The sequence below is a fragment of the Methylobacterium sp. M6A4_1b genome (assembly GCF_053345175.1).
Window position 1 is genome coordinate 1 of sequence record NZ_JBKEZQ010000015.1, and the last position, 20,965, is coordinate 20,965.

Here is a 20,965-nt window from a genome sequence, read left to right on the forward strand (position 1 = left end):
GGCGGTGATGTTGAGGGCGCCCGTGCCCGCGGCCGAGGCGGTGTAGGCGGTGCCGGCCTTGAAGGCGACGGTGTCGCCCGCCTGAAGCTTCAGCTTGTTCACCGCATCCAGGCTGGTGAGGGGCGTGTCGGCCGACAGGCCGCTCCTGTTCGCACCGCCGGTGAAAGAGGAGTCGACGTAGTAGATCGTCATCGTGCTTTTCGCTCTCGGGCAAAAACATCTGCGATGACGCTCGTATAGAAGATACAACTTGCGTTATTTTCATCGAAATCGATAAAATTCGAGTTCTCATTTCAGAATTTATTAACGATGCTGCTGGGCACGCAGTCCCCATCATGCGTCGGCTTGATAGGTCGGCACGAAATGGGGCGGGACCTCCGTTGCGCGGAGTTCTTGGGTGTCAGTCCTCCTCGGACCGTCGCTTCCGGCGCAAGGTTTCCCAGTGGGCGAGGCGCTCGGTGTAGCGGCTTTCCATGCCTCGGTCCGTGGGTTCGTAGAAGTGATGTCGACCGAGGTTTTCCGGCCAGTAATCCTGGCCTGAGAACGCGTCGGGCTCGTCATGGTCGTAGCGGTACCCCTCGCCGTAGCCGATCTTGCGCATCAACTTGGTCGAGCCATTGAGGATGGTGCGTGGCGGTGGCAACGAGCCGTGTTCCTTGGCGACGCGCGTGGCGGCTTTGTAGGCGGCGTAGACCGCGTTCGATTTCGGCGCGCAGGCGAGGTAGACCGTGACCTGGGCGAGCGCCAACTCGCCCTCCGGCGAACCGAGAAAGTCGAAGGCGTCCTTGGCCGCGGTGGCGACCACCAAGGCCTGCGGGTCGGCCAGACCAATATCCTCCACCGCCATGCGCACCAGGCGACGGGCGATGAACAGGCGATCTTCGCCCCCGTCGAGCATCCGGCAGAGATAGTAGAGCGCCGCGTCCGGGTCGGAGCCGCGCACGGTCTTGTGCAGGGCACTGATGAGGTTGTAGTGCCCCTCCTGGGACTTGTCGTAGATCGGCGCCCGGCGCTGGATCATCGCCTGCAACTGCTCCGCGTCGAAGATTTCGTCCGTCTTGGCGGACCGCCAGACCTCCTCAGCGAGCGTCAGGGCCGCACGCCCGTCCCCGTCGGCCATGCGGACGAGCACGCCCCGGGCTTCCACGTCCAGCGGCAGCGGCGTCCCCGTCAGCGTCTCCGCCCGCACCATCAGCTTGGCGATGGCCGCATCGTCCAGCGCCCGGAATAGCAGCACGCGGGCGCGCGAAAGGAGTGCGGCATTCAGCTCGAAAGACGGGTTCTCGGTGGTGGCGCCGACCAGCGTCACCGTTCCGTCCTCCATGACGGGCAGGAAGGCGTCGAGCTGCGCCCGGTTGAATCGATGGATCTCGTCGACGAAGAGGAGTGTACCCTGCCCCATGGCCCGGCGCCCGCGCGCCGCGTCGAAAACCTTCCGGAGCTCGGCGATACCGGAGAAGATCGCCGAGATCTGTTCGAAATGCAGGTCGGTCTCGTGGGCCAGCAGGCGCGCCACGGTGGTCTTGCCTGTGCCCGGCGGTCCCCAGAACACCAGGGATCCGAAGGAGCGCGCGTTGAGAAGGCGGGTCAGGGCCCCGTCCGGCCCCGTCAGATGTTCCTGACCGACGACCTCGGCCAGGGTCTTGGGGCGCAAGGCATCGGCGAGGGGACGGGGGGCGGCCCGGGCGAGGCCGGCGGAGGCGAACAGGTCTGACATCGGCGCATCAAAGACGTGGGTGACCGCCGCCCGCAACCAGGAAAATCGCGGCCTCCCCCGCCCGCGGCGTGCGCGGCCAGGCCGTCAGCCCCCGAACATCGAGGTCATCACCTCGCCGCCGCGGTTGATCGAGACCTCCCACATGCTGAGGCTATTTCGGGTGATCCGCTCCAGATCCTTCGTGGTGGCGATGGGCATGCCGTTGATCGCCACGATCATGTCGCCCTTCTGCAGACCGGCACGCGAGGCGATCGAGCCCTCGTCGACGGCGGCGACCGCGACGCCGTCGGCGGGGAAATCGGCCTGAAGCTCTTCCGCCACTGCGGGCGAGGTGTTCACGAGGGTTGCGCCGAGGAACGGCGAGCGGGTCCGCACCTTGAGGGTGTCGCGAGGGCGCGTCTCGGGGGCGGGGCTGAGCTTGACCGCCACGGTCGAGCGCCCGGTGCCACGCAGGATACCGAACTGGGTCTGGCCGGTCAGGCCCTTCAGGGCAAAACGGTAGCCGAAGGCTTCCGGGTCGTCGACGGTCTTTCCGTCCACCGTGAGGATGAGGTCGCCGCGCTTCAGGCCCGCCTCCTCCGCCGGGCTCTTGGCCTGGAGGCTCGCCACCAGTACGCCGGTGGGGTGATCGAGCCCCATGCTCTCGGCGATATCGGGGGTCACGCTCTGAACGCGTGCGCCGAGCCAAGGCCGACGCACGGCAGTCGCCCCACCCTTGGCTGTCTCCACCACGGCGCGGACCATGCTGGCCGGAATGGCGAAGCCGATGCCGTGGCTACCGCCGGACTGCGAGTAGATCGCGGTATTGATGCCGACGAGTTGGCCCTGAAGGTTGACCAGCGCACCGCCGGAATTGCCGGGATTGATCGCTGCGTCGGTCTGGATGAAGAACTGATAGTCGGACGAGCCGACCTGGGTGCGCGCGAGCGCCGAGACGATGCCCTGCGTCACCGTCTGTCCGACACCGAACGGATTGCCGATCGCCATCACGAAGTCGCCCACCTCCAGGGACTCGGAGTCACCGAAGGCCATCGGGATCAGGCCGCCGGACGGGCTCTTGATCTTGACCACGGCAAGGTCGGTGCGGGGGTCGCGCAGCACGATGCTGGCCTCGAATTCACGCCGGTCGGCGAGCGCGATGCGGACCTCGTTCATGTTCTCGATGACATGGTTGTTCGTGATGACGAGGCCGGACTCGTCCACGATCACGCCGGAGCCCAGGGATTTCTGGGCTCGCTCGCCCGGCGCGCCACCGCGCCCACGGCCGCCGCCATTGTCCCCGAAGAAGCGCCGCATGAACTCGTCCATGGCACTGCGGCTCTGGCCCCGCGTGTCCACGTGCGACGCATAGACGTTCACCACAGACGGGGCCGCGCGCTTCACCACCGGGGCGAAGGAGAGCTGCACCTGGCCCTTGGCGAGGGGGATCACCTTCTCGGGCGCCGCTTTCTCGGCGACATCCGGCGACTTCATCATCTGCGCCGCGGCAGGCACCGCGCCGAGGAGCACGGTGAACAGCGGGGCGAGCAGAAGGAACGTGCGCAGCATGGAAACTCCCGGAGCCAGGGCCTGGCGGCCCTGCCCCGATCTGGGACGGTGCCGCGACGGATTCCGGGATATCTAGACAGGTCGGGCCGCCGGCGCGAGGGGCGTCTCAGCGCCGGGCGATCACGCCGGTGAAGCGGCTGGCGCGCTTGGCGAGGGCCGCAAAGCAGCTCAGTGAGGCGTCGGCGGCCCGCTGCATCTCGCTGACTTGGAGGCGAATGGCATCGGCCGGGGTCTTGGCCCCCGAAAGCGCCTGCCAGTGGGCCACCGCCGCAGCGCTCTCGCCGCGCAGGTAGGTCAGCACCGTCGTGTTCACCTCGCCAAGTTCACCGATCACCTCGGAGATCCGCGGCGCTGTCGCCCGTGCATTGAGCTTGCCGAGGGAGGCTGGAATGCCCGCGTCCGCGGACGCCAGTGCCGGCAGGGTCTCTGCGCCCGTTTCCGGAAGGGCCTGGACGAAAATCTCCACGGTCTCGGTCGCGACCTCGACCGTCTCCTTCGCAGCATCGACCGGCGCCGCGGCCTCCTCCGGCACCACGGTGAGATCCTCGACGAGATCGGAAGCCTCCGGCGCGGTGGACACGAATTCGTCGGAGCCCGTCTCGCCCTCACCACCGCCGGCCGCCGTCTGCGCCTCCGATGGGACACCCTCAAGGAGCGCCTCAGGGACGTTCGGCGCGTGCTCCGGTCCGGACGAAAGACCCTGCTCGCCGCCCTCGACGGTATTCACGACGTCAGCGTTCATCGGTCCATCCTCCTGGATGCCTTCGAATTTCGACGGCGTTTCGGCCCGGTCCTGCGCTCTCGATGGCGTTCTGCGCCGTCTTGCCATGGCTGTGTCTCCTCGCCGCTTCGGGCTTGAGAATAGCCCGAAATGGTGGATCGGTCTGCGGGGCATCGCCGTTCCGGCGGTGCTCCGGGAGGCGGAGGGTCGGAAATGCCCGTTTGGTTCGGGCGCCGGCCGAACTCAGGCGGACGAACGCAGGGTGTTCTGGGCCAGCGTGCCGAGATCCTTGGCTTGCGCCTGTAGGCTAGCGATCTGGCTGCGGACGAATTCGCCTTGCAGTTCCATCGCCTCGCGGAGGTCGCGCGTACGGACCAGCTTCTGGGCGAAGTCGAAGGTCGCCACAGCGTTGTCCTGAACTTGATCCAAAGTCTTGGCGACGACCGTCTGCATCGAGGCTTGCACAGAGCCGGACGTGGTCTGGACCTGCTCAGCCGTCTTGATCGCGGTGCCTATGAAAGTGCTGACGGCGGTGCGGGCCTGATCGACGCTCTTCTCAGCGAACGCGCGCATCTCGGCGGGGATCTCGAAGGTCTGGCCGGTCATCTCGATACTCTCCAGCGCGCACCGACTCGTTCGATGCGCTGAAAAAGTTTTATGTTGCGCTGCAACATGGACGTCAAGCCTGTCGATGCGAAAGGATGCAGAATTCTGCCAACTCCCAGCGCCGTCACGCCGCCGAGGCGATCCCCTTCGCCGTTTTCGGGCGGACGGTCCGGTTCGCGAGAATGCGTTCGTAGACGGCGATCAGCGAAGCGGCATGGGCGCCCAACGACATGGGTGATGCCCAGTACCTTTCATGGGCTGCAGCACCGAGTTTTGCAGTGCGGGCGTCGTCCCGAAACGCCCCTGCCGCCGTCGCCCACGCCTCTAGGTTCGGCAAAACAGAAAAACCGTTCACGCCGTCGACGACCTTCTCACAGGCTCCGGACCGGGCCGAGGCGATCACCGGAATGCCGTGAGCCAGGGCCTCGTAGACCGTCAGCGGCCCGGTCTCATACCAGCGCGACGGCGCGGCGATGGCCCGAGCCCGGCGACGCAGGAGCGACCAGACCGCCTCCGGCGCCTGCCAGCCGACGAGTTCGACGCCGACGCGCGCCCGAAGCTCGTCCTCCAGGGGACCGCTCCCGATGAAAAGGGCGGGGAGCCCGGCGGCACGCGCGGCGTCTGCCACGAGATCGGCGCCCTTCTCCCGCGTCAGCCGTCCCACGTACGCGAGCGCATCCCCCTGTGCCGGATCGGCCGGTGCCTGCCGTCCGACGCGCACAGGGTTGTCGACCCGGTGATGAGTCAGCGCCAGTCCTTCGAGGAGGGTGCCCATGCGGTTCAGGCTCGCGTCGCACACGTGGATGACGTCGAGCGGATGCTGCTTCAGGGCCGCACGCAGGGAGACCGAGCGGCCGACACGCACGAGCTTGTGCAACCGGCTCCTGCCATCGCAGGGCGCTGCGACGCAGGCGGCCGAGAGCGGCTTCAGGGTACAGGGTTCGGCCCGGTCGAAGCGATAGTAGACCCCGTTCGGGCAGGCGAAAAAATAATCGTGCAGGGTCGCCACCACCGGCAGGCCGCGCGTGAACAGAGCCGGGAAGATGCTCGGCGACAGGCTGCGCGTCCATTGGTGGAGATGGATCAGGTCCGGCCGCACCGGTAGGGCGTCGAGGGCAGCCCCGAGGCGCGCGGCAGCTTCCCTGGCCCAAAGCCCGTCGAGGGCGGCGCGATGGGCCGGACGCTGCCAGATGTCGGTGTTGCCGAGGCTGACCCGGCGGATCCGCGGATGGTCGAGGAGTGGATCCGTGGGTCCGTCGATGGCCTGGATGTAAGTGACGTCGATTCCGGCCTCGGCGAGCCCCCGCGCCGACTCGACTGCCACCTTTTCGGCGCCCCCACTCGCCACCGCGAATTCCGCCAACACGACGATCTGCATGGTCAACCCGAAGATATGGCGATGCCCAAGGAATTCGAAGCGGTTCGCCCAAGGACGGCCTCAAGTGCGCTGGTTTACCGGAGATCAACGCACGTTCGGTAAAGATAGCCGGAGACCTCGTCGTTGGCCGGGACTGTCCTCCATGCATCTCGTCCTCGTCGTGGACCACGCTTTCATCAATGGCGGACAAGCCAAAGTGGCGTTGGATGCCGGTCTTGGTCTGCGGGCGCGCGGCCATAGCGTCACGGTATTCGCCGCCGTCGGCCCCGTCGATCCGCGCCTGGAGGCGGCCGGTATCCGCGTGGTCTGCCTCGGACAGGATGACGTCGGCACGACGAAGAACAAGCTGGCTTTTGCCGCGCAGGCGATCTGGAACCGACAGGCTGCCCGGCAACTCGCAGTGGAACTGCGCGGTCTCGACCCACGGGACACCGTGGTTCACGTCCATGCCTTCGCCAAGGCGCTCTCACCCTCGATCGGGCGCAGCCTCGCGGCTTCCGGGCTGGCGCTCCTCTACACCATGCACGAGTTCTTTCTCGTGTGCCCGAACGGCGGCTTCTACGAGTATCCGGCCGCCCGGATCTGCCAGCGCACGCCGATGTCTGTGGGCTGCCTGACCACGAACTGCGACGCCCGCAGCTACCCGCGCAAGCTCCTGCGGGTGGTCCGCCACCTCGGTCTCGAGCATGTGGCCGGTCTGAAGGCTCTGTTCCCGCACATCGTCACCCTCAGCGCCCTGCAGGAACGGGTCGTCGCCCCGCACCTGCCGGGCGCGACCCGTTTTCACCGGGTCGACAACCCCATCGCGGTGGACGCGGCTCCTCTCCAGGCTGGGCCGCCGGGTGATTTCCTGTTCGTCGGACGCATCTCCACCGAGAAGGGCGCGCCGATCTTCGCGGAGGCGGCGCGTCGCGCCGGCGTGCGCCCGGTCTTCGTCGGGGACGGGCCGGCGCGCGCGGAACTTGAGGCGCGTTATCCCGAGGCGGTGATGCTCGGTTGGCGCGACGAGGCCGGGGTTCAGGCCCTGATGCGACAGGCCCGGGCCCTGGTGTTTCCCAGCGTCTGGTACGAGGGCCAGCCCCTCACCGTCTACGAGGCCCTCGCTTGCGGTGCGCCCGTGATCGTCAGCGATGCCTGTGCCGGCCGGGAGGCGGTGGAGGACGGCGAGACCGGCTTCTGGTTCCGTTCGGGCGACGCGGCTTCCCTCGCCGCCCACCTCGTCCGTCTCTCCGACGACGGTCTCGCCGAGCGCATGAGACGGGCCGCCTACGAGCGTTACTGGGCCGCGCCCCTCACACCCGATGCGCATCTCGACCGCCTGACGCAGGTCTACGACTTCGTTCTCCGAGAGGCACGGACGGCGGGAGCTCGCACTGACCGGACCACGACCCGTGCCCAACTCCCGGCTGCATCCTGAAGGATCTGAGCACGGCGCGTCGATCGGGCATCTGACTCGCTGGTCGCGGGGTTCTTCAAGCGATCTGCGCTCCCGGCAAGCTTCGGCGCCAGACCCGCGGGCTGAGTCCGTCTAACGCTCCGGCTCATGGAAACCGGGCGCGCGCCCGACGTTGTCCCGGACGACGTGCCGACGAAGGCGCTGGCCTGGAACCGAAGGAGTGCCCTGGATGGCCGAACAGCAGAAGACCGCAGAAACCGACATCATCTCCACGACGGGTCAGGCGGCCCCGAAAGGGTCGGACAAGAACCGCCCCGAGAACCAGAAGGGAGAGCTCGACCAGCGTCTCGACGAAGCGCTGGAGGAGACTTTTCCGTCGAGCGACCCTGTGTCGGTGAGGATCACCAAGTAGCGCATAGCAGCGCTTCCTGCGAGAAACGAGAACGCCGGGGCGATCGGCTCGCCCCGGCGTTCTCTCATGACGATCCACATCGCTGCGGATCGCCGATTCCGATCGTTCAGGCGGCTTCGAGCAGGCGGCGGGCGATGACCTGAGCCTGGATCTCGGCGGCGCCCTCGAAGATCGAGAGGATGCGCGCATCGCAGAGCACGCGGCTCACCGCGTATTCCAGCGCAAAGCCATTGCCGCCGTGGATCTGCAGAGCATTGTCGGCCGCCGCCCAAGCGACGCGGGCGCCGAGTAGCTTGGCCATGCCGGCCTCGAGGTCGCAGCGCTTGCCCTCGTCCTTCTCGCGGGCCGAGAAGTAGGTGAGCTGGCGGGCGATGTTGATCTCCACCGCCATCATGGCGATCTTGTCGGCGACGCGGGGGAAGTTGATCAGGGCCTTGCCGAACTGCACCCGCTCCTCGGCGTAGCGTAGGCCGAGATCGAGGGCGTTCTGGGCCACACCGATGGCGCGCGCTGCCGTCTGGATGCGGGCGGATTCGAAAGTCTGCATGAGCTGGGTAAAGCCCTTGCCCTCGACCTCGCCGAGGAGGTTGGCGCCTGGCACCTCGAAGTTGTCGAATGCCAGCTCGTACTCCTTCATGCCGCGATAGCCGAGCACGTGGATCTCGCCCCCCGACAGGCCAGCAACCGGGAAGGGCTCGGCATCGGTGCCGCGCGGCTTCTCGGCGATGAGGAGCGAGAGACCCTTGTGGCCCTTTTCCTCGGGCTTGGTGCGCACGAGGCAGGTCATGATGTCGGCGCGCACCGGATGCGTGATCCAGGTCTTGTTGCCTGAGATCTTCCAGACGTCGCCGTCCTTGACCGCCTTGGTGCGCAGGCTGGCCAGATCGGAGCCTGTGTTCGGCTCGGTGAACACGGCGGTGGGGAGCGTGTCGCCCGAGGCGATACCGGGCAGGAAGCGGTGCTTCTGTTCCTCGGTCCCGCCGCATAGGATCAGCTCGGCGGCGATCTCGGATCTGGTGCCCAGCGAGCCGACGCCGATATAGGCGCGGGACAGCTCCTCCGAGACCACGCACATGGAGATCTTGGGCAGGCCCATGCCACCGTATTCCTCGGGGATCGTCAGGCCGAAGACGCCGAGCTCGGCCATCTTGGTGACGATCTCCATCGGGATGTAGGCGTTCTGGCTGTGCCATTCGTGCGCATGCGGCACGACTTCGGCGAGGCCGAAACGGCGCATCTCGGAACGGATCGCCTCCATGTCCTCGTCGAGGCCGGACTTGCCGATGGTCGCCGCGCCGCCGTTGTCGCGGATGCGGGCCACCAGGGCGGCACGGTTCTCAGCTGTGTTGCCCTCGGCGATCAGGGTCTCGACGGCCTCCGTGCGGAACTTGGCGATCTCGCGCGCGGCCAAGCCGAGAGAGCCGGTGGGCCGCACCATCTCGCCCTGGCTCATCGGGATGCCAGAAAACATCTGGTCGAGGTACTCGCCGAGGCCGATCCGGACGAGGAGGCTTTCGGTCTCGCCGAATTCTCCGCTCTCGGTCAGGCGCTGGGCGTAGGCGCCGAGCTCCCGAACGCCCTCGGCGTAGGTGGCGATCCAGGCGAGGCCGTGGGTGGCGTGCTGCTCCGTCTCCATCTTCTCGGCCGAGATCTTGCCCTCGTCCGACAGGATCGTCGCGCGCACGCGCCGGGTCGCTTCGGCGACGAGACCCTTTGCGGCCTCGGCGGCGTCGCGGGCCAGAGTCACGAGATCCTGCGGTTCGGTCGAAACGACGGGAGAGGCTGACATGGCATACTCGCTGGCAAAGGAATGGGCTTTGGCGACCATTATAGGCAGGTTTGGCACGCCTGTAGAGGCGTCTCGCCGCACTGCGGCACTATCCCGCCTGAATTCATTATTCCCCAGAGCAAAAAACCCTGATTTCTCTTTCCTATTCGAGAGATGATGAATTTTTTTGAGGTGTTCTTCAAAGAAAAAGACGTCTCTGACACCACAGATCACCTGCGGCTGGCGAGGGCGACCCCGAAGGTGGCGATGGCCATGCCGCCCATCTGGATCGGCGCGAGCGACTCGCCGAAGAGCGCGTAGGCCATCACCGCCGCCACCGGCGGCACCAGGAACAGCAGTGAGGCGACTCCCGCCACGGCACCGCGGCGGATGAGCAAAAGCAGCAGGAGGATGCCGCCGACGGAGTTCACGATGACCGACCAGACGAGGCCGAGCCACAGAGACGTGGATCCATCGAAACCGCCGGTTCCGAACAGGAGGGCGGCCGGCACGGCGAGGCACGCGGCGCCCACGAATTGGATGGCGGCGTTGCTGATGAGGTCCGTGCTGGCCCCGTATCGCTTCTGCCAGAGGGTCCCGCCGGTCATCGCCACCATCGCGAAGAGACACGCCGCCAGGGCGTGCACGGGGATACCGGAGGGATCGGACGCGCCGACCTTCGGCGCCAGGACGAGCAGTGCACCAGAGAAACCGGTACCGATGCCGAGCCAGCGCCGCTGGCTCACACGCTCCCCGAGAAAGCGACCTGCCAGCGTCGCAGTCAACAGGGGTTGGAGGCTTCCGACCAGGGCGGCGATGCCCGATGGCAGGCCATGCTGCACCGACCAGAACACGCCGATCACGTAGATGCCCTGCATCAGCAGGCCGGCGAACCCGGCATGGAGCCAGCCGGTCCGTCCGCGTGGCCAGCGAGACCGCAGAGCGAGAGCAAGGCCACCCAGCAGCAGCGCGACCGCGACGACACGAATCGCCACGAAGGTGAAGGCCTCGGCGTGGGGCGCCACGAAGCGGGCCGCAACGAAGCCCGTCGCCCAGATCAAAACGAAGAGGGCGGGAACGAGGTACGGAGTTGGCACGGGCATGGCGGGCGCCACGCATCACACGGACGCATAGAATTCAAGCGGCCAGGACCAAGCTCTCCGCACGGCACGTTGGGCGAACCGGCCGCGTTGCGTTTAGAAGACACGCCCGCCCCTGCCCCGTTCGAGGACGAGCCGCTAACCCGTGAGACCTCTCCGCAAACCTTTCGAGATCGCAGGCGTCGCCGCCCAGCGCTTCGTCGCCCATGACGGCTGGGCCATCGCCAGCCATATCGCCCTCTCGAGTCTGACAGCGCTGTTCCCGTTCCTCATCCTGCTCGGCGCCCTGGCCGGCCTGTTCGGCACCAAGTCGCTGGCCGACGGGGCGAGCGACCTCATCTTCGATGCCTGGCCGCGGGCCGTCGCCAACCCCATCGCGGGCGAGGTGCACCGGGTGCTGACCGAACAGCGCGGCGGCGTCCTCACCCTCGGCGCCGTGCTGGCGCTCTACTTCTCGTCCTCGGGCGTCGAGAGCCTGCGCGTCGGGCTGAACCGCGCCTACGGCCTGCGCGAGGTCCGCCCCTGGTGGCTGACGCGCCTCGAATCCATCGGCTACGTCGTCTGCGGCGCCTTCGCGATGCTGGCCTTCGCGCTCCTCGTGGTGCTGGGGCCGCTGATCTGGCGGAAGGTCATCAACGTAGCGCCGGGCCTCGAACCGCTGAGTCTCACCGTCGCGATCGGGCGGATCGGCATCACCGCCTTCCTGCTGCTCACCGTGCTGGTCATCGCCCACAAATTCGTCGCCACCGGGCGCCGTTCGGTGCTGGCTGTGGTTCCCGGCATCGCCGTGACACTGCTGCTGTGGTTCCTGGCCGGCCTCGGATTCGGCTATTATCTCGACCGCTTCTCCAACGCCTACGCATCGACCTATGGCGGCCTCGCCACCGCGATGGTGTTCCTCGTCTTCCTCTACTGGCTCGCCGCGATGTTCCTGTTCGGAGGCGAGATCAATGGCACCGTCATTGCAGCGCGACGCGTGCGGCTCCAGGCGCGGATGCAGCAGAAGCAGGCGCGGGCTCGAGGGCTCTGAACCCACTGCTTCATCTGCGCGCAGGCCGTGCGATGACATCCGCCTGTGACCCTGGCGGCCTAGTGTCCGGGTTCCGGCGCGGGCAGTGAGGGCAAAGGCGGCGGCGCGGCAGCCGGCCCGGGGGAGCTTCGATGCGGATCAGGTTCGGTTGCGAGATGGGCTACGAGTTCCCGCAGCCGACCCCCCTGATCGCCCGGCTTAATTCCTATCAGGCAAGCGGCCTCGCGGCGGTGCCGCCGGATGTGCTCGCCCTCGATCCGCCGCTGCCGGTGCGGACGTTTCGCGATGTGTTCGGTAACCGCACCGTTCGCTTCGTCGCCCCCGCCGGGGCGCTGACCCTGAGCGTCCAGGCGGAGATCGAGGATGACGGAGACCTCGACGCGGTTGTGCTGGACGCGCAGGAGCATCAGGTCGAGGACCTGCCCGAGGAAGCCCTGCCCTTCTTGGTCGCCAGCCGCTACTGCGAGTCCGACCTGCTTTCGAGCGAGGCCTGGGCGCTGTTCGGCGACCTCACGCCTGGGTGGTCGCGGGTACAGGCGATCTGCGACTACGTCCATGGCCATATCAGCTTCGGCTACGGCTACGCCCATGTCGACCGCACGGCCGCCGATGCCTTCGCGAGCCGTCGCGGCGTGTGTCGCGATTATGCCCACCTGTTCGTCGCCTTCTGCCGGGCCCTGAACATCCCGACCCGCTACTGCACCGGCTATCTCAGCTTCATCGGCGAGCCTGAGCCCCACGCGCCGGGCGACTTCGCCGCCTGGACAGAGGTCTATCTCGGCGGCGCCTGGCACGTCTTCGACCCGCGCAACAACGCTCCCCGGCGGGGCCGTATCCTGGTGGCGCGAGGGCGCGACGCAGCGGATGTGCCTCTGACCCACACTTTCGGCCCCAACCGGCTGACGAAGTTCCGGGTCTGGGCGGAGGATGCGGCAACCTCGGCTTCCTTGGACTGACCACCGCGCGATCGGTCCGGGCGAGCCCTCTGGAACGCACCGCGAAGGGCTGGAGATTGGCAAGGCGCTCGCCTGGGGTCTTTCGTCACGCCTGACGTGTTCGCCCAGGTGCGTCCGGACCGGAAAAAGCCCTCGCCCACGTGTTGCGCCGAGGGCTTTTCCATCGCGACGACGCGGAGGAGTTAGGCGGCCAGCGGCATACCCTCCGGCTCCTGCGCCGCCATGAACTGCGCCCGAGCCAAGTCGGCAAAGCGGCCATTCTGCGCAACGAGGTCGTCGAAGTTGCCCGACTCGACGATCCGGCCTTCGTGGAAGACGAGGATGCGGTCGGCGTTCCGGATCGTTGCCAGGCGGTGGGCGATGACGAAGGTCGTGCGGCCCTCCATCACGGCTTCCAGAGCACCCTGCAGCTTGCGCTCGGTGGTGGCGTCGAGGGCCGAGGTCGCCTCGTCGAGGATCAGCACGGGCGGGTTCTTGAGCAGCGCACGGGCGATCGAGAGGCGCTGGCGCTCTCCACCGGAGAGGGACCGGCCGCGTTCGCCGATCACCGTGTCGAGGCCGTCCGCCTGCCGGGCCATGAACTCGGTGGCTTGGGCCCGTTCCAGGGCATCGAGCATTTCCGCATCCGTTGCATCGGGGCGGCCGACCTGCAGATTCTCGCGGATCGAACGGGCGAACAGCATCGGCTCCTGGAACACCACGCCGATGTTGTGGCGCAGCGAGGAGAGGCCGATGTCGCGGATGTCGGTGCCGTCGACGCGGATCGCGCCGTGATCCGGGTCGAAGGCACGGTGCAGCAGGCCGAGCGTGGTCGACTTGCCCGAGCCGGTGGTGCCGACCAGCGCGATGGTCTCGCCGGCCCGGGCCGTGAAGGAGACATCCTCCAGCGCCTTGCGACGGGTATTGTAGGAAAAGCCCACGCCCTCGAAGGCGACCTCGCCGTTGAAACGGGCGACCTGCTGCGCGCCCGGACGATCGTGGACGGCCGGCGTCGTATCGAGAATCTCGAAGAACTCGTCGATCTTGGGCATCTGCTGAAACAGCCCGTTGATGCAGGTGGCGACCTGATCGAGGCGTGAGACCAGCATGGTGGCGAGGCTCATGAAGGCCACGACCTCGCCGACGCTCGCCTGACCGTGCTGGTGCAGGGCGATGCCGGTGATGAAGATCGCGGTCATCGTCAGGGTCGCCGAGGCGCGGGTGGCGACGTTGGCCAGCGCCCACCAGGACAGGACCGGGATCTGCGCAGCGAGCAGGTTGCGGATGATGTCGTGCATCGCCTCCTTCTCCGCTTTGGCACGGGTGAAGGACTGGATGACGGCGACGTTGCCGAGTGCATCGGAAGCGTGCTCGGCGAGGCCCGACTGATAAGCCTCGACTCGTCCCTGGAGAGTCTCGGTGCGGCGCATGACCATGGTGGTCAGGGCCGTGAAGGCGAGCACGAGGACGACGAGGATCGAGCCGAGCTGCCAGTTCACGAACAGGGTCATCGGCAGGAGGACGATCAGCGACACGAAGGCCACGAAATGGTCGCGGAAGAAGCCGAGCCAGAGCCAGAACATGCCGTTCGAGCCCTCCAGCATGGCCTTGAGGACGCGGCCCGAATGATTCGAGGAATGGAACGCCAGCGGCAGTTCGAGCACGTGCTCGAAGTAATTCGCCATGGCCGACAGGCGATTGCGGTGGGCGAGCCGGTCCGCGTGCAGCGCGATCGTGACGCCGGCCGCGATGGTGAAGAGCCCGAAGGCCACCCAGGCGCCGATCAGGGGGGCCAGCGTCCCGAAGGCGTTGGTGCTGCTCTTGAGATGGGTAAGCTGGTCGATGATGCGTCCCATCAGCAGCGGCTCGGCGAACGCTGCCACGGCCAGGGCAACGTTGGCGCAGGCCAGGACGGCGGCCAAGCGACGATCGGTGCCCAGAAGACCCATCACGCGCACGTAGAGACGAACCAACGACATGATACCGTGTGCTCCGATGCCGAACCGGGTTGCGACGACGCTCCCGGCGGAGGCCGCCAAACCCTTGGCGTCCCGTGCCTTATGTCGGGACCTCCCTGAACGGTGCATGACGCGATCGCATAGCGTTTGGCCAGGGTTTTTACGGTTCGTTCAACCTGATTCCGTAATCGTGGGGACGGCGCCTCGTCCTGCGGCGCCAACGCGGCATGCGGGCAGCCGCCCAGGCTCGAGTGATCATGGATCTCGCAACCGGTATCGGCCTCGTCGGCGGCTTCGGCGTCGTCTTCACTCTGATCATGATCGATGGCGGCAACTTCGCCGCCTATTTCGACAAGCACGCCGTCATCGTGATCTTCGGCGGCGCCACCGCCGCCACGATGATGCGCTTTCCCTTCTCGACCATGATGCACGGGCTCCCGATGGGCCTGCGCTATGCCTTTTCGATGCGCGCGATCAAGCCGCGCGACCTCATCGAGGAGATCACGAAGATCGCCGACGTCGTGCGCAAATCCGGTCCGATGGCGCTCGAGAACATGGAGATTTCCGATCCTTTCCTGGCGCAAGGCGCTCGTTACATCGCCGACGGCTACGACCGGGAGTTCATCCGCGACACGATGGAGCGCGACCGCGACAACTTTCTGATGCACCTCGACGAAGGCTCGAAGATCTACCGCGCCTTCGGCGATTGTGCCCCGGCCTGGGGTATGATCGGCACCATCCTGGGCATGGTGACGATGTTTGCGAACATGTCGGACCCCTCGAAGCTCGGCCCAGCCATGGCGACCGCCCTTCTCGCCACTCTTTACGGCGCCCTCATCGCCAACATGATCACCCTGCCCCTGGCCGACAAACTCCACGTGAAGCTGGAAGAGGAGGACGTTTCGCGCTCGCTGATCATCGACGGTATCCTGCTCATCCGCGACGCGAAGAGCTCGTCCCTCGTGCGCGAGATGCTCATCGCCTACCTGCCGCACAACCACCGCGACGAACTCGCTGCCGAGCCGGCGTGATGGCACGCACCCGCACCAGCCGCGGCGACGCGCATGGCTAAGAAGAAGCGCGGCGGCGCGCATGGCGGCCACGGCTGGTTCGTGACCTTCGCCGACCTGATGGCGCTGCTCATGAGCTTCTTCGTGATGATCGCCGCCTATTCGACCCAAGATCAGAAGAAAATGCAGGCGGTTGCCGGTTCCATGCGCGACGCCTTCGGCGTCAACAAGGAATCGCGTTTCGCCGGCATCATCGAGAAGGACGGGTTGCCGAACGCCGATAAGGTCAAGTACCGGCGCGACGTCCCTCCCGAACGTGCGTCCGACCACACCACGCCGCCAGCCGTCGACGGCAACGTCGACGAGGGTATGCCCGACAAGGGTTATCCGGACGGGGCCGGCCTCGCGGCCGCGAGCCTGCGCCAGGCGCTACAGGACATGCCGGAGATCGCCGAGCTGTCGAAGAACATCGTCGTCTCACCCTCCCAGCGAGGGATCGACCTGTCCATCGTCGACCAGGATGGAGCCTCGATGTTCCCCGATGGGTCGAGCCGACCCAATGCCCGGACCCGGCGCCTCCTCGAGCGCATCGCTCTCACCCTGCGCAAGATGCCGAACCGCATTGCCATCACCGGCTACACCGCTACGGACCGGCCCGGAACACGGCCGCCCGCGCCGCCTTGGGAGCTTTCGACGAACCGGGCGATCAGTGTGCGCGAGATCCTCGCCGGCAGCGGCGTGCCCGACGACCGCTTCGCATCCGTGGCCGGCAAGGCCGATACCGAGCCACTGTTTCCGGACAACCCCTACCTGCCCGCCAATCGTCGGGTGACGGTGACGCTCCTCAGCGAAACCTCCCCGACGCCGCGGATGAAGACCCTTCCCTGAGCGCCGCGGGCTTGATGCGCCGTCGGCCGCGATGGCGTGCATTTAGCCGGGCCGTCCAACTTTTCAGGTGCTGGACGCGAAAGTCTGCGCAGGCCTTGAGCTGGGCTTAGATTTTCAAGTCGGCGAGCGCTACTTCGCCAGCAGCAGTGCCCAATAGACCTTGTATTTCGAGCCGGGCGAGTAGGCGGTGGCGATTCCCATTCGCTGGGCGCCGGGTGCCAACATTGCGGCGTTATGGGCCGGACTGTCGCGCCATCCCGAGAAGGCCTCGGCCAAGGTGTGGTAGCCAGCCGAGAGATTGGCCTCGGGCGACTCGAAGCCGAGGCGTTCCACCGCATTCTTCACGGTCTGAGCCCGGCTCGGTTTGTCGGCAGCGGCCATCGCGGCGGCTTCCGCCTCGGCAAGCTTCTGCAGTTGGGGGTCGAGGCGCAAAGCCCCGACGCCGCTCCGAGCGCGATAGGCTGAGATCATGTCGCGGGCGGTCATCGTATCCACCTGCGCCGACTGTGCCGTCATCGGCCAATACAGGCTCGGCAGCGTGGCATTGACGGGCTCGGGAGTGGCGCAGCCCGTGATGAGCAGAAGACCGCCGGCCGTGAGGCTGGTCCCGACATGCCTTAGCGATCTCCGGCCCAAGTCACGATCTCCTCACATCCGCGTCAGCTTCCCGCGCGTCGCCGGGCCGCCTCAGCCGAGCGCATCGGCTCGGCGTCGTCGAGCCGGTCCTCGGCGCGGTGCGGCGAGCCTTGCTCCCCGGAGCGTTGCGGCTGCGTAAACGCGCTGGCAATCTGTCCCACGGCGCTCTGGAAGGAATCCAGGCCCTGCACGGTGACCACGCTGGAACCCGGTCCGAGGTCCGGGACCATTCCGGCCTTCGACAAGGTCTGAAAGACCGTAAGGTTCAAATCGTTCTGCACTTTCAGGCTGAGGCTGACGTCGACGATCATGACGATCAGCTCGAACTCCAGGAACGGGTCGCCGATCTTGCGGAAGACCACGCGGGGACCAGGCTCCTTGAGCACGTCCGGCTGCGCCTGGGCGCAACCCATCAGCAGTTCGGCGGCGTGGATCGGGTCCTGATTGCGCAGGACGCTGACCGTGATGCTGACCCGGCCGGTGCGGTCGCCCCGCACCCGGTTCTTCACGATTCCGGAGATCAGGTTCGAGTTCGGAACGATCACAGCTGAGCGGTCGAAGGTCTGGATCTCGGTGGAGCGCACGGAGATACGCTTCACGATGCCCTCGCTGTCGCCGATCAGCACCTGATCGCCGACTCGGATCGGGCGCTCCCAGAGCAGCAACAGGCCCGAGACGAAGTTGTTGACGATGGATTGCAGGCCGAAACCGATACCGACCGAGAGGGCGCCGGCCACGATGGTGAGCTTCTCCAGGCTCAGGCCGAGATAGGAAAAGGCCAGCGCCAGAGTGAGCAGGAAGCCGATATAGCCGGCGATGGTCGAGATCGAATTGCGCAGACCGGCATCGAGGTCGGTGGCCGGCAGGTAGGTCAGTTCGAGCCACCGTTGGATCGCCCGCGTCACCGCCATGCCGAGGAGCAGGAGGCCGATGGCGAGCACGATGGTCGAGAGCGAGATCGTGACGTCGCCGACCTTGAAACCGAAGAAGGCGCTGCGAACCGAACTGAACACATCCGTCGAATCCAGTCCCCAGGGGGCCAGAGCCAGGAGCGCGGCGACGAGGACCAGCACCACCCGCGTGAGCCCGGTCGCCAGCACGGCGATCTGGTTGATCGAGCGCTTGCGCAGACCGGTATTGGCCTGGAGTGCAGTCGCGATCTTGGTGTCGTCGCCGAGGGTGCCGCCGATGAAGGTGTCGGCGCTGGAGATCAGGAGGAACAGCAGCACGAACAGGCCCGCCGTCCAGACGAGCTGATCGATGACGAAGGCCGCGAAGGCGACGTAGCCGATGAGAGGAGCGATGGCGATGACGACCGCCGCCGCCCAGCCGAGCAGCCGCGCCGGACCGCCGATGCCGGTGGTCGCCTCGGGCGCCACGTATGGTCCGAAGCATGCCTCCTCCTGCTCGGCCGTGTCTGCGAAGCGGTGTAGGCCGATGGCCAGGATCAGCGCCGTGGCGAGGGCGCCGATGCCCCGGGTCGCGATCGAGACGGGCAGCGCCGCCGAGATGCCCGAGTTGAGGGCCTCGATCGACTTGACCACCGTGATGACGACCGCGATGCCGACGGCCAGGCGCGTCACCCGCGCCGCGGCCGCGTCGCTCATGGTTGTAACCCGCCAGGACGGCTTGTCCGGCGAGAGCAGCGCGTCGGCCAGCGCCTCCACGAAGGCGACGAAGGCGAGGCCGCCCAGGATGGCGCCAGCCACCGGCAGGAGGCGCAGGGGCAAAAGGTCGGTTGCGTCGAGGGCGTAGTAGACTGCGTAGCTGCCGATGAAGGCCGGGATGGTGCCCAGGAGGAAGACGCGCCAGGCCGCCAGCAGTTTACGGCGCTGCGAGGGGTCGACGGCCTTGGCGTCGCGGCGTCCGAGCCGTGGGGCGATGTTGCGCCGGCCGAAATACAGGGCGATCGAGATGCCGAAGGCGATCCCGAGCAGCAGCAAGTTGCCGATGGTACCGTTGCGGGCGAACAGGGTCGCGGTGTCCTCAACCGCGCCCTGCAGCGCGCGCAGGTCGCGCGGAATGTCGGCGGCGATCCGCATCCACAGGTCGGGGCTGACGAGAGCGGTCGAGCGCTCGAACAGGCCGCGGGTGAAGGCCGCCCGCCGGCGATTCGAGACCTGATCGACGATCTGGTCGCTCTGGACCAGGAGCGACTTGGCCAGCCGCTGCGTCTCGTCGATCTCGGCGACGGCGTGTTCGCGCTCGGTCCGCTCGCGCGCCACGTCCTCGCCCTCCTCACCCTCCTTCGGCTTCGGGCCGAGCTGGGTCAGGCGCTCGCGGGCGGCCTCCAGGCGCGGCGTGGTGATGTCGATCACGTGGCGGATCTTGTCGGCGATGACTTCGATACCGTCGCGGGCGCGTGTGAGGTCGCCGCTGCCGACATTCGGTCCGGTCAGGATCTTCTCGCGCTGCTCGAGATCGGCCTTGGCGCTGTCGAGCTGATCGCGGACGTTCTGGATCTGCTCGGACACGACCGGCTTCGGAGCCGGCGCCTTCGCCGCCTTGGCGTCCGCCGGCGCCGCGTTCGGGGCGGGTTTGGCCTGTGGCGGGGAGGGCTGCGTCGCGGGTGCCGGTGCGGACTGCGCCGGTGCCGCGGGCGCGCCCTGCCCGCTCGCACCCACGGGAGCCAGAGTGAGGGCGCCGAGCCAAGCGGCGATCAGTGCCGTTTTCCGGATGCCGCGGGTCGTCTGGCCTCTCGGGATACCGCCCATGATGATCCTTTCGCGCCGCGCTGCTGCACGGCCCTTGCGCGCCGTCGCGCCTCGCCTCGTCGGGCCACTGGCAACCCGCATGCCCGAAGGGCGCGGGGAGGACCTGCGCGACTCGGGACGGCGGGGAGCGACCGGGTCCCGCCCCATCGCCGAGCAATGGGGCGAAAGGCTGACGGCGCGTCGGTTTTGAAGCGAACGCAGCGCTGCGGGGGGCCGTTCGAAGCCGCCGGGTCGAGGCCTGTGGGCGCGACCTCGTGGAAAGCGCCGGTGACCTTCACAAGCGTGTCACGCTGATATTAGACTAAGCCCCGATGGACTTGGCCTTTTCGTTCCCGTGCGAGGAGGTGGCGACGACCATCCGCGCCGATGAGCGTCGCCACGAACCGGGCGTTTCCGCCCGATGCGACGGCTTTTGGCCAATGTCCGCCTCTCCCGCGCCTCACCGGCGCCCGTTCGGAGGCCGATGCCCGACCCCGTTCTGGTCCGTGCAGCGACGCCCCGGGATGCGGAGATGTCCCATCTTTCACCAACCTGGGATGATGCGCCGGCCGACCCCTGCGCGTTGTCCCTCCGTTGACCCGTCGAGAGGGTAGCGCCGATGCTGGATCTCCAAACGCTCGTTCTGAATGCGGATTACCGGCCGCTCTCCTACAATCCGCTGTCCCTCTGGTGCTGGAAGGACGCCTTCACGGCCCTGTTCCTCGACCGGGTCACCCTGGTGGCCAGCTACGACGTCGAGGCGCGGTCCCCGTCCCGGTCCCTTCGGGTGCCCAGCGTCGTCGCCTTGAAGAGCTACGTGACCCTCGCGCGCAGCCCCGCCTTCACACGCTACAACATCTACCTGCGCGACACCTTCTCGTGTCAGTATTGCGGTCTGCGGCTACCGGCCGGCGGACTGACCTTCGACCACGTGGTGCCCAGGTCCCGCGGCGGCCTGTCGAGTTGGGAGAACGTCGTCGCGGCTTGCTCGCCCTGCAATCTGCGCAAGGCCAACCGGACGCCCGCTGAGGCAGACATGCCGCTGCTTCACGAGCCGCACCGGCCGACGCGGCACGAACTGCACCGCCGACAGCCGGAATTCGACCACCGGGAGTATCACCACACCTGGCTCGACTATCTGTACTGGGACACCGAGCTCGAGAACTGAA

The 20,965-nt window shown here is 67.1% G+C and carries 18 protein-coding genes; 7 read left to right on the forward strand and 11 right to left on the reverse strand.

Annotated features, from left to right (window positions below; translation table 11 throughout):
- From ACLBWX_RS15215 to ACLBWX_RS15240, 6 genes are all read right to left on the reverse strand, one after another.
- Positions 1 to 192 (reverse strand): hypothetical protein (locus ACLBWX_RS15215; protein ID WP_447677869.1); only part of this gene is annotated, 192 nt, incomplete at its 3' end.
- Between the two features lie 208 nt (positions 193 to 400).
- Positions 401 to 1,717: a replication-associated recombination protein A gene (locus ACLBWX_RS15220; protein WP_447677870.1), complete on the reverse strand. Its 1,317-nt coding sequence runs from the start codon at positions 1,715 to 1,717 to the stop codon at positions 401 to 403.
- A gap of 84 nt (positions 1,718 to 1,801) precedes the next feature.
- Entirely contained in the window at positions 1,802 to 3,265 is a 1,464-nt protein-coding gene (locus ACLBWX_RS15225) for a Do family serine endopeptidase (RefSeq protein ID WP_447677871.1), read from the reverse strand.
- 106 nt (positions 3,266 to 3,371) lie between these two features.
- The gene (locus ACLBWX_RS15230; protein WP_447677872.1) at positions 3,372 to 4,007 is read right to left on the reverse strand and encodes a phasin family protein; all 636 of its coding nucleotides are present in this window, start codon (positions 4,005 to 4,007) and stop codon (positions 3,372 to 3,374) included.
- A gap of 222 nt (positions 4,008 to 4,229) precedes the next feature.
- Positions 4,230 to 4,592: a phasin gene (locus tag ACLBWX_RS15235; RefSeq protein WP_447677873.1), complete on the reverse strand. Its 363-nt coding sequence runs from the start codon at positions 4,590 to 4,592 to the stop codon at positions 4,230 to 4,232.
- A 124-nt stretch (positions 4,593 to 4,716) separates the two neighbouring features.
- Positions 4,717 to 5,970 (reverse strand): glycosyltransferase, encoded by a 1,254-nt coding sequence (locus ACLBWX_RS15240; RefSeq protein WP_447677874.1) that lies wholly within the window; start codon positions 5,968 to 5,970, stop codon positions 4,717 to 4,719.
- A gap of 142 nt (positions 5,971 to 6,112) precedes the next feature.
- Between ACLBWX_RS15240 and ACLBWX_RS15245 the strand changes: the two genes are divergently transcribed.
- Together ACLBWX_RS15245 and ACLBWX_RS15250 are read left to right on the forward strand one after the other, a co-directional pair.
- A complete protein-coding gene (locus ACLBWX_RS15245) occupies positions 6,113 to 7,387 on the forward strand; it encodes a glycosyltransferase family 4 protein (RefSeq protein WP_447677875.1) in 1,275 nt (424 codons plus the stop codon).
- 208 nt (positions 7,388 to 7,595) lie between these two features.
- Entirely contained in the window at positions 7,596 to 7,778 is a 183-nt protein-coding gene (locus ACLBWX_RS15250; protein WP_447677876.1) for a hypothetical protein, read from the forward strand.
- A 106-nt stretch (positions 7,779 to 7,884) separates the two neighbouring features.
- On the opposite strand, the gene ACLBWX_RS15255 is transcribed toward ACLBWX_RS15250, so the two are convergent.
- On the reverse strand, positions 7,885 to 9,567 hold the full coding sequence (locus ACLBWX_RS15255) for an acyl-CoA dehydrogenase family protein (RefSeq protein WP_447677877.1): 1,683 nt from the start codon (positions 9,565 to 9,567) through the stop codon (positions 7,885 to 7,887).
- 209 nt (positions 9,568 to 9,776) lie between these two features.
- The gene (locus ACLBWX_RS15260) at positions 9,777 to 10,649 is read right to left on the reverse strand and encodes a DMT family transporter (RefSeq protein ID WP_447677878.1); all 873 of its coding nucleotides are present in this window, start codon (positions 10,647 to 10,649) and stop codon (positions 9,777 to 9,779) included.
- Between the two features lie 142 nt (positions 10,650 to 10,791).
- Between ACLBWX_RS15260 and ACLBWX_RS15265 the strand changes: the two genes are divergently transcribed.
- Both ACLBWX_RS15265 and ACLBWX_RS15270 read left to right on the forward strand, forming a co-directional pair.
- On the forward strand, positions 10,792 to 11,676 hold the full coding sequence (locus ACLBWX_RS15265) for a YihY/virulence factor BrkB family protein (RefSeq protein WP_447677879.1): 885 nt from the start codon (positions 10,792 to 10,794) through the stop codon (positions 11,674 to 11,676).
- Positions 11,677 to 11,807: 131 nt separating this feature from the next.
- Complete coding sequence (locus ACLBWX_RS15270; RefSeq protein ID WP_447677880.1) at positions 11,808 to 12,632, forward strand: transglutaminase-like domain-containing protein; 825 nt, start codon at positions 11,808 to 11,810, stop codon at positions 12,630 to 12,632.
- Positions 12,633 to 12,814: 182 nt separating this feature from the next.
- On the opposite strand, the gene ACLBWX_RS15275 is transcribed toward ACLBWX_RS15270, so the two are convergent.
- Complete coding sequence (locus ACLBWX_RS15275) at positions 12,815 to 14,590, reverse strand: glucan ABC transporter ATP-binding protein/ permease (RefSeq protein ID WP_447677881.1); 1,776 nt, start codon at positions 14,588 to 14,590, stop codon at positions 12,815 to 12,817.
- 236 nt (positions 14,591 to 14,826) lie between these two features.
- Here ACLBWX_RS15275 and ACLBWX_RS15280 point away from each other — a divergent pair, with 236 nt between their 5' ends.
- The gene (locus ACLBWX_RS15280) at positions 14,827 to 15,600 is read left to right on the forward strand and encodes a motility protein A (protein ID WP_264046786.1); all 774 of its coding nucleotides are present in this window, start codon (positions 14,827 to 14,829) and stop codon (positions 15,598 to 15,600) included.
- A gap of 33 nt (positions 15,601 to 15,633) precedes the next feature.
- Positions 15,634 to 16,467 (forward strand): OmpA/MotB family protein, encoded by an 834-nt coding sequence (locus ACLBWX_RS15285; RefSeq protein WP_447677882.1) that lies wholly within the window; start codon positions 15,634 to 15,636, stop codon positions 16,465 to 16,467.
- A 129-nt stretch (positions 16,468 to 16,596) separates the two neighbouring features.
- On the opposite strand, the gene ACLBWX_RS15290 is transcribed toward ACLBWX_RS15285, so the two are convergent.
- Complete coding sequence (locus ACLBWX_RS15290) at positions 16,597 to 17,103, reverse strand: CAP domain-containing protein (protein ID WP_447677883.1); 507 nt, start codon at positions 17,101 to 17,103, stop codon at positions 16,597 to 16,599.
- Positions 17,104 to 17,126: 23 nt separating this feature from the next.
- Positions 17,127 to 19,817 carry a DUF3772 domain-containing protein gene (locus ACLBWX_RS15295; protein WP_447677884.1) on the reverse strand — a complete coding sequence of 897 codons (2,691 nt, stop codon included), beginning with the start codon at positions 19,815 to 19,817 and terminating at the stop codon, positions 17,127 to 17,129.
- A 598-nt stretch (positions 19,818 to 20,415) separates the two neighbouring features.
- Between ACLBWX_RS15295 and ACLBWX_RS15300 the strand changes: the two genes are divergently transcribed.
- Positions 20,416 to 20,964: an HNH endonuclease gene (locus ACLBWX_RS15300; RefSeq protein ID WP_056474240.1), complete on the forward strand. Its 549-nt coding sequence runs from the start codon at positions 20,416 to 20,418 to the stop codon at positions 20,962 to 20,964.
- The last annotated feature ends 1 nt before the right edge of the window (position 20,965 follow it).

Coding starts and splice junctions, on each gene's coding strand:
- ACLBWX_RS15275 (WP_447677881.1), bottom strand. CDS start 14,590: ATGTCGTTGGTTCGTCTCTACGTGCGCGTGATGGGTCTTCTGGGCACC.
- ACLBWX_RS15230 (WP_447677872.1), bottom strand. CDS start 4,007: ATGAACGCTGACGTCGTGAATACCGTCGAGGGCGGCGAGCAGGGTCTT.
- ACLBWX_RS15245 (WP_447677875.1), top strand. CDS start 6,113: ATGCATCTCGTCCTCGTCGTGGACCACGCTTTCATCAATGGCGGACAA.
- ACLBWX_RS15300 (WP_056474240.1), top strand. CDS start 20,416: ATGCTGGATCTCCAAACGCTCGTTCTGAATGCGGATTACCGGCCGCTC.
- ACLBWX_RS15270 (WP_447677880.1), top strand. CDS start 11,808: ATGCGGATCAGGTTCGGTTGCGAGATGGGCTACGAGTTCCCGCAGCCG.
- ACLBWX_RS15225 (WP_447677871.1), bottom strand. CDS start 3,265: ATGCTGCGCACGTTCCTTCTGCTCGCCCCGCTGTTCACCGTGCTCCTC.
- ACLBWX_RS15260 (WP_447677878.1), bottom strand. CDS start 10,649: ATGCCCGTGCCAACTCCGTACCTCGTTCCCGCCCTCTTCGTTTTGATC.
- ACLBWX_RS15235 (WP_447677873.1), bottom strand. CDS start 4,592: ATGACCGGCCAGACCTTCGAGATCCCCGCCGAGATGCGCGCGTTCGCT.
- ACLBWX_RS15280 (WP_264046786.1), top strand. CDS start 14,827: ATGGATCTCGCAACCGGTATCGGCCTCGTCGGCGGCTTCGGCGTCGTC.
- ACLBWX_RS15220 (WP_447677870.1), bottom strand. CDS start 1,717: ATGTCAGACCTGTTCGCCTCCGCCGGCCTCGCCCGGGCCGCCCCCCGT.
- ACLBWX_RS15250 (WP_447677876.1), top strand. CDS start 7,596: ATGGCCGAACAGCAGAAGACCGCAGAAACCGACATCATCTCCACGACG.
- ACLBWX_RS15295 (WP_447677884.1), bottom strand. CDS start 19,817: ATGGGCGGTATCCCGAGAGGCCAGACGACCCGCGGCATCCGGAAAACG.
- ACLBWX_RS15255 (WP_447677877.1), bottom strand. CDS start 9,567: ATGTCAGCCTCTCCCGTCGTTTCGACCGAACCGCAGGATCTCGTGACT.
- ACLBWX_RS15285 (WP_447677882.1), top strand. CDS start 15,634: ATGGCTAAGAAGAAGCGCGGCGGCGCGCATGGCGGCCACGGCTGGTTC.
- ACLBWX_RS15240 (WP_447677874.1), bottom strand. CDS start 5,970: ATGCAGATCGTCGTGTTGGCGGAATTCGCGGTGGCGAGTGGGGGCGCC.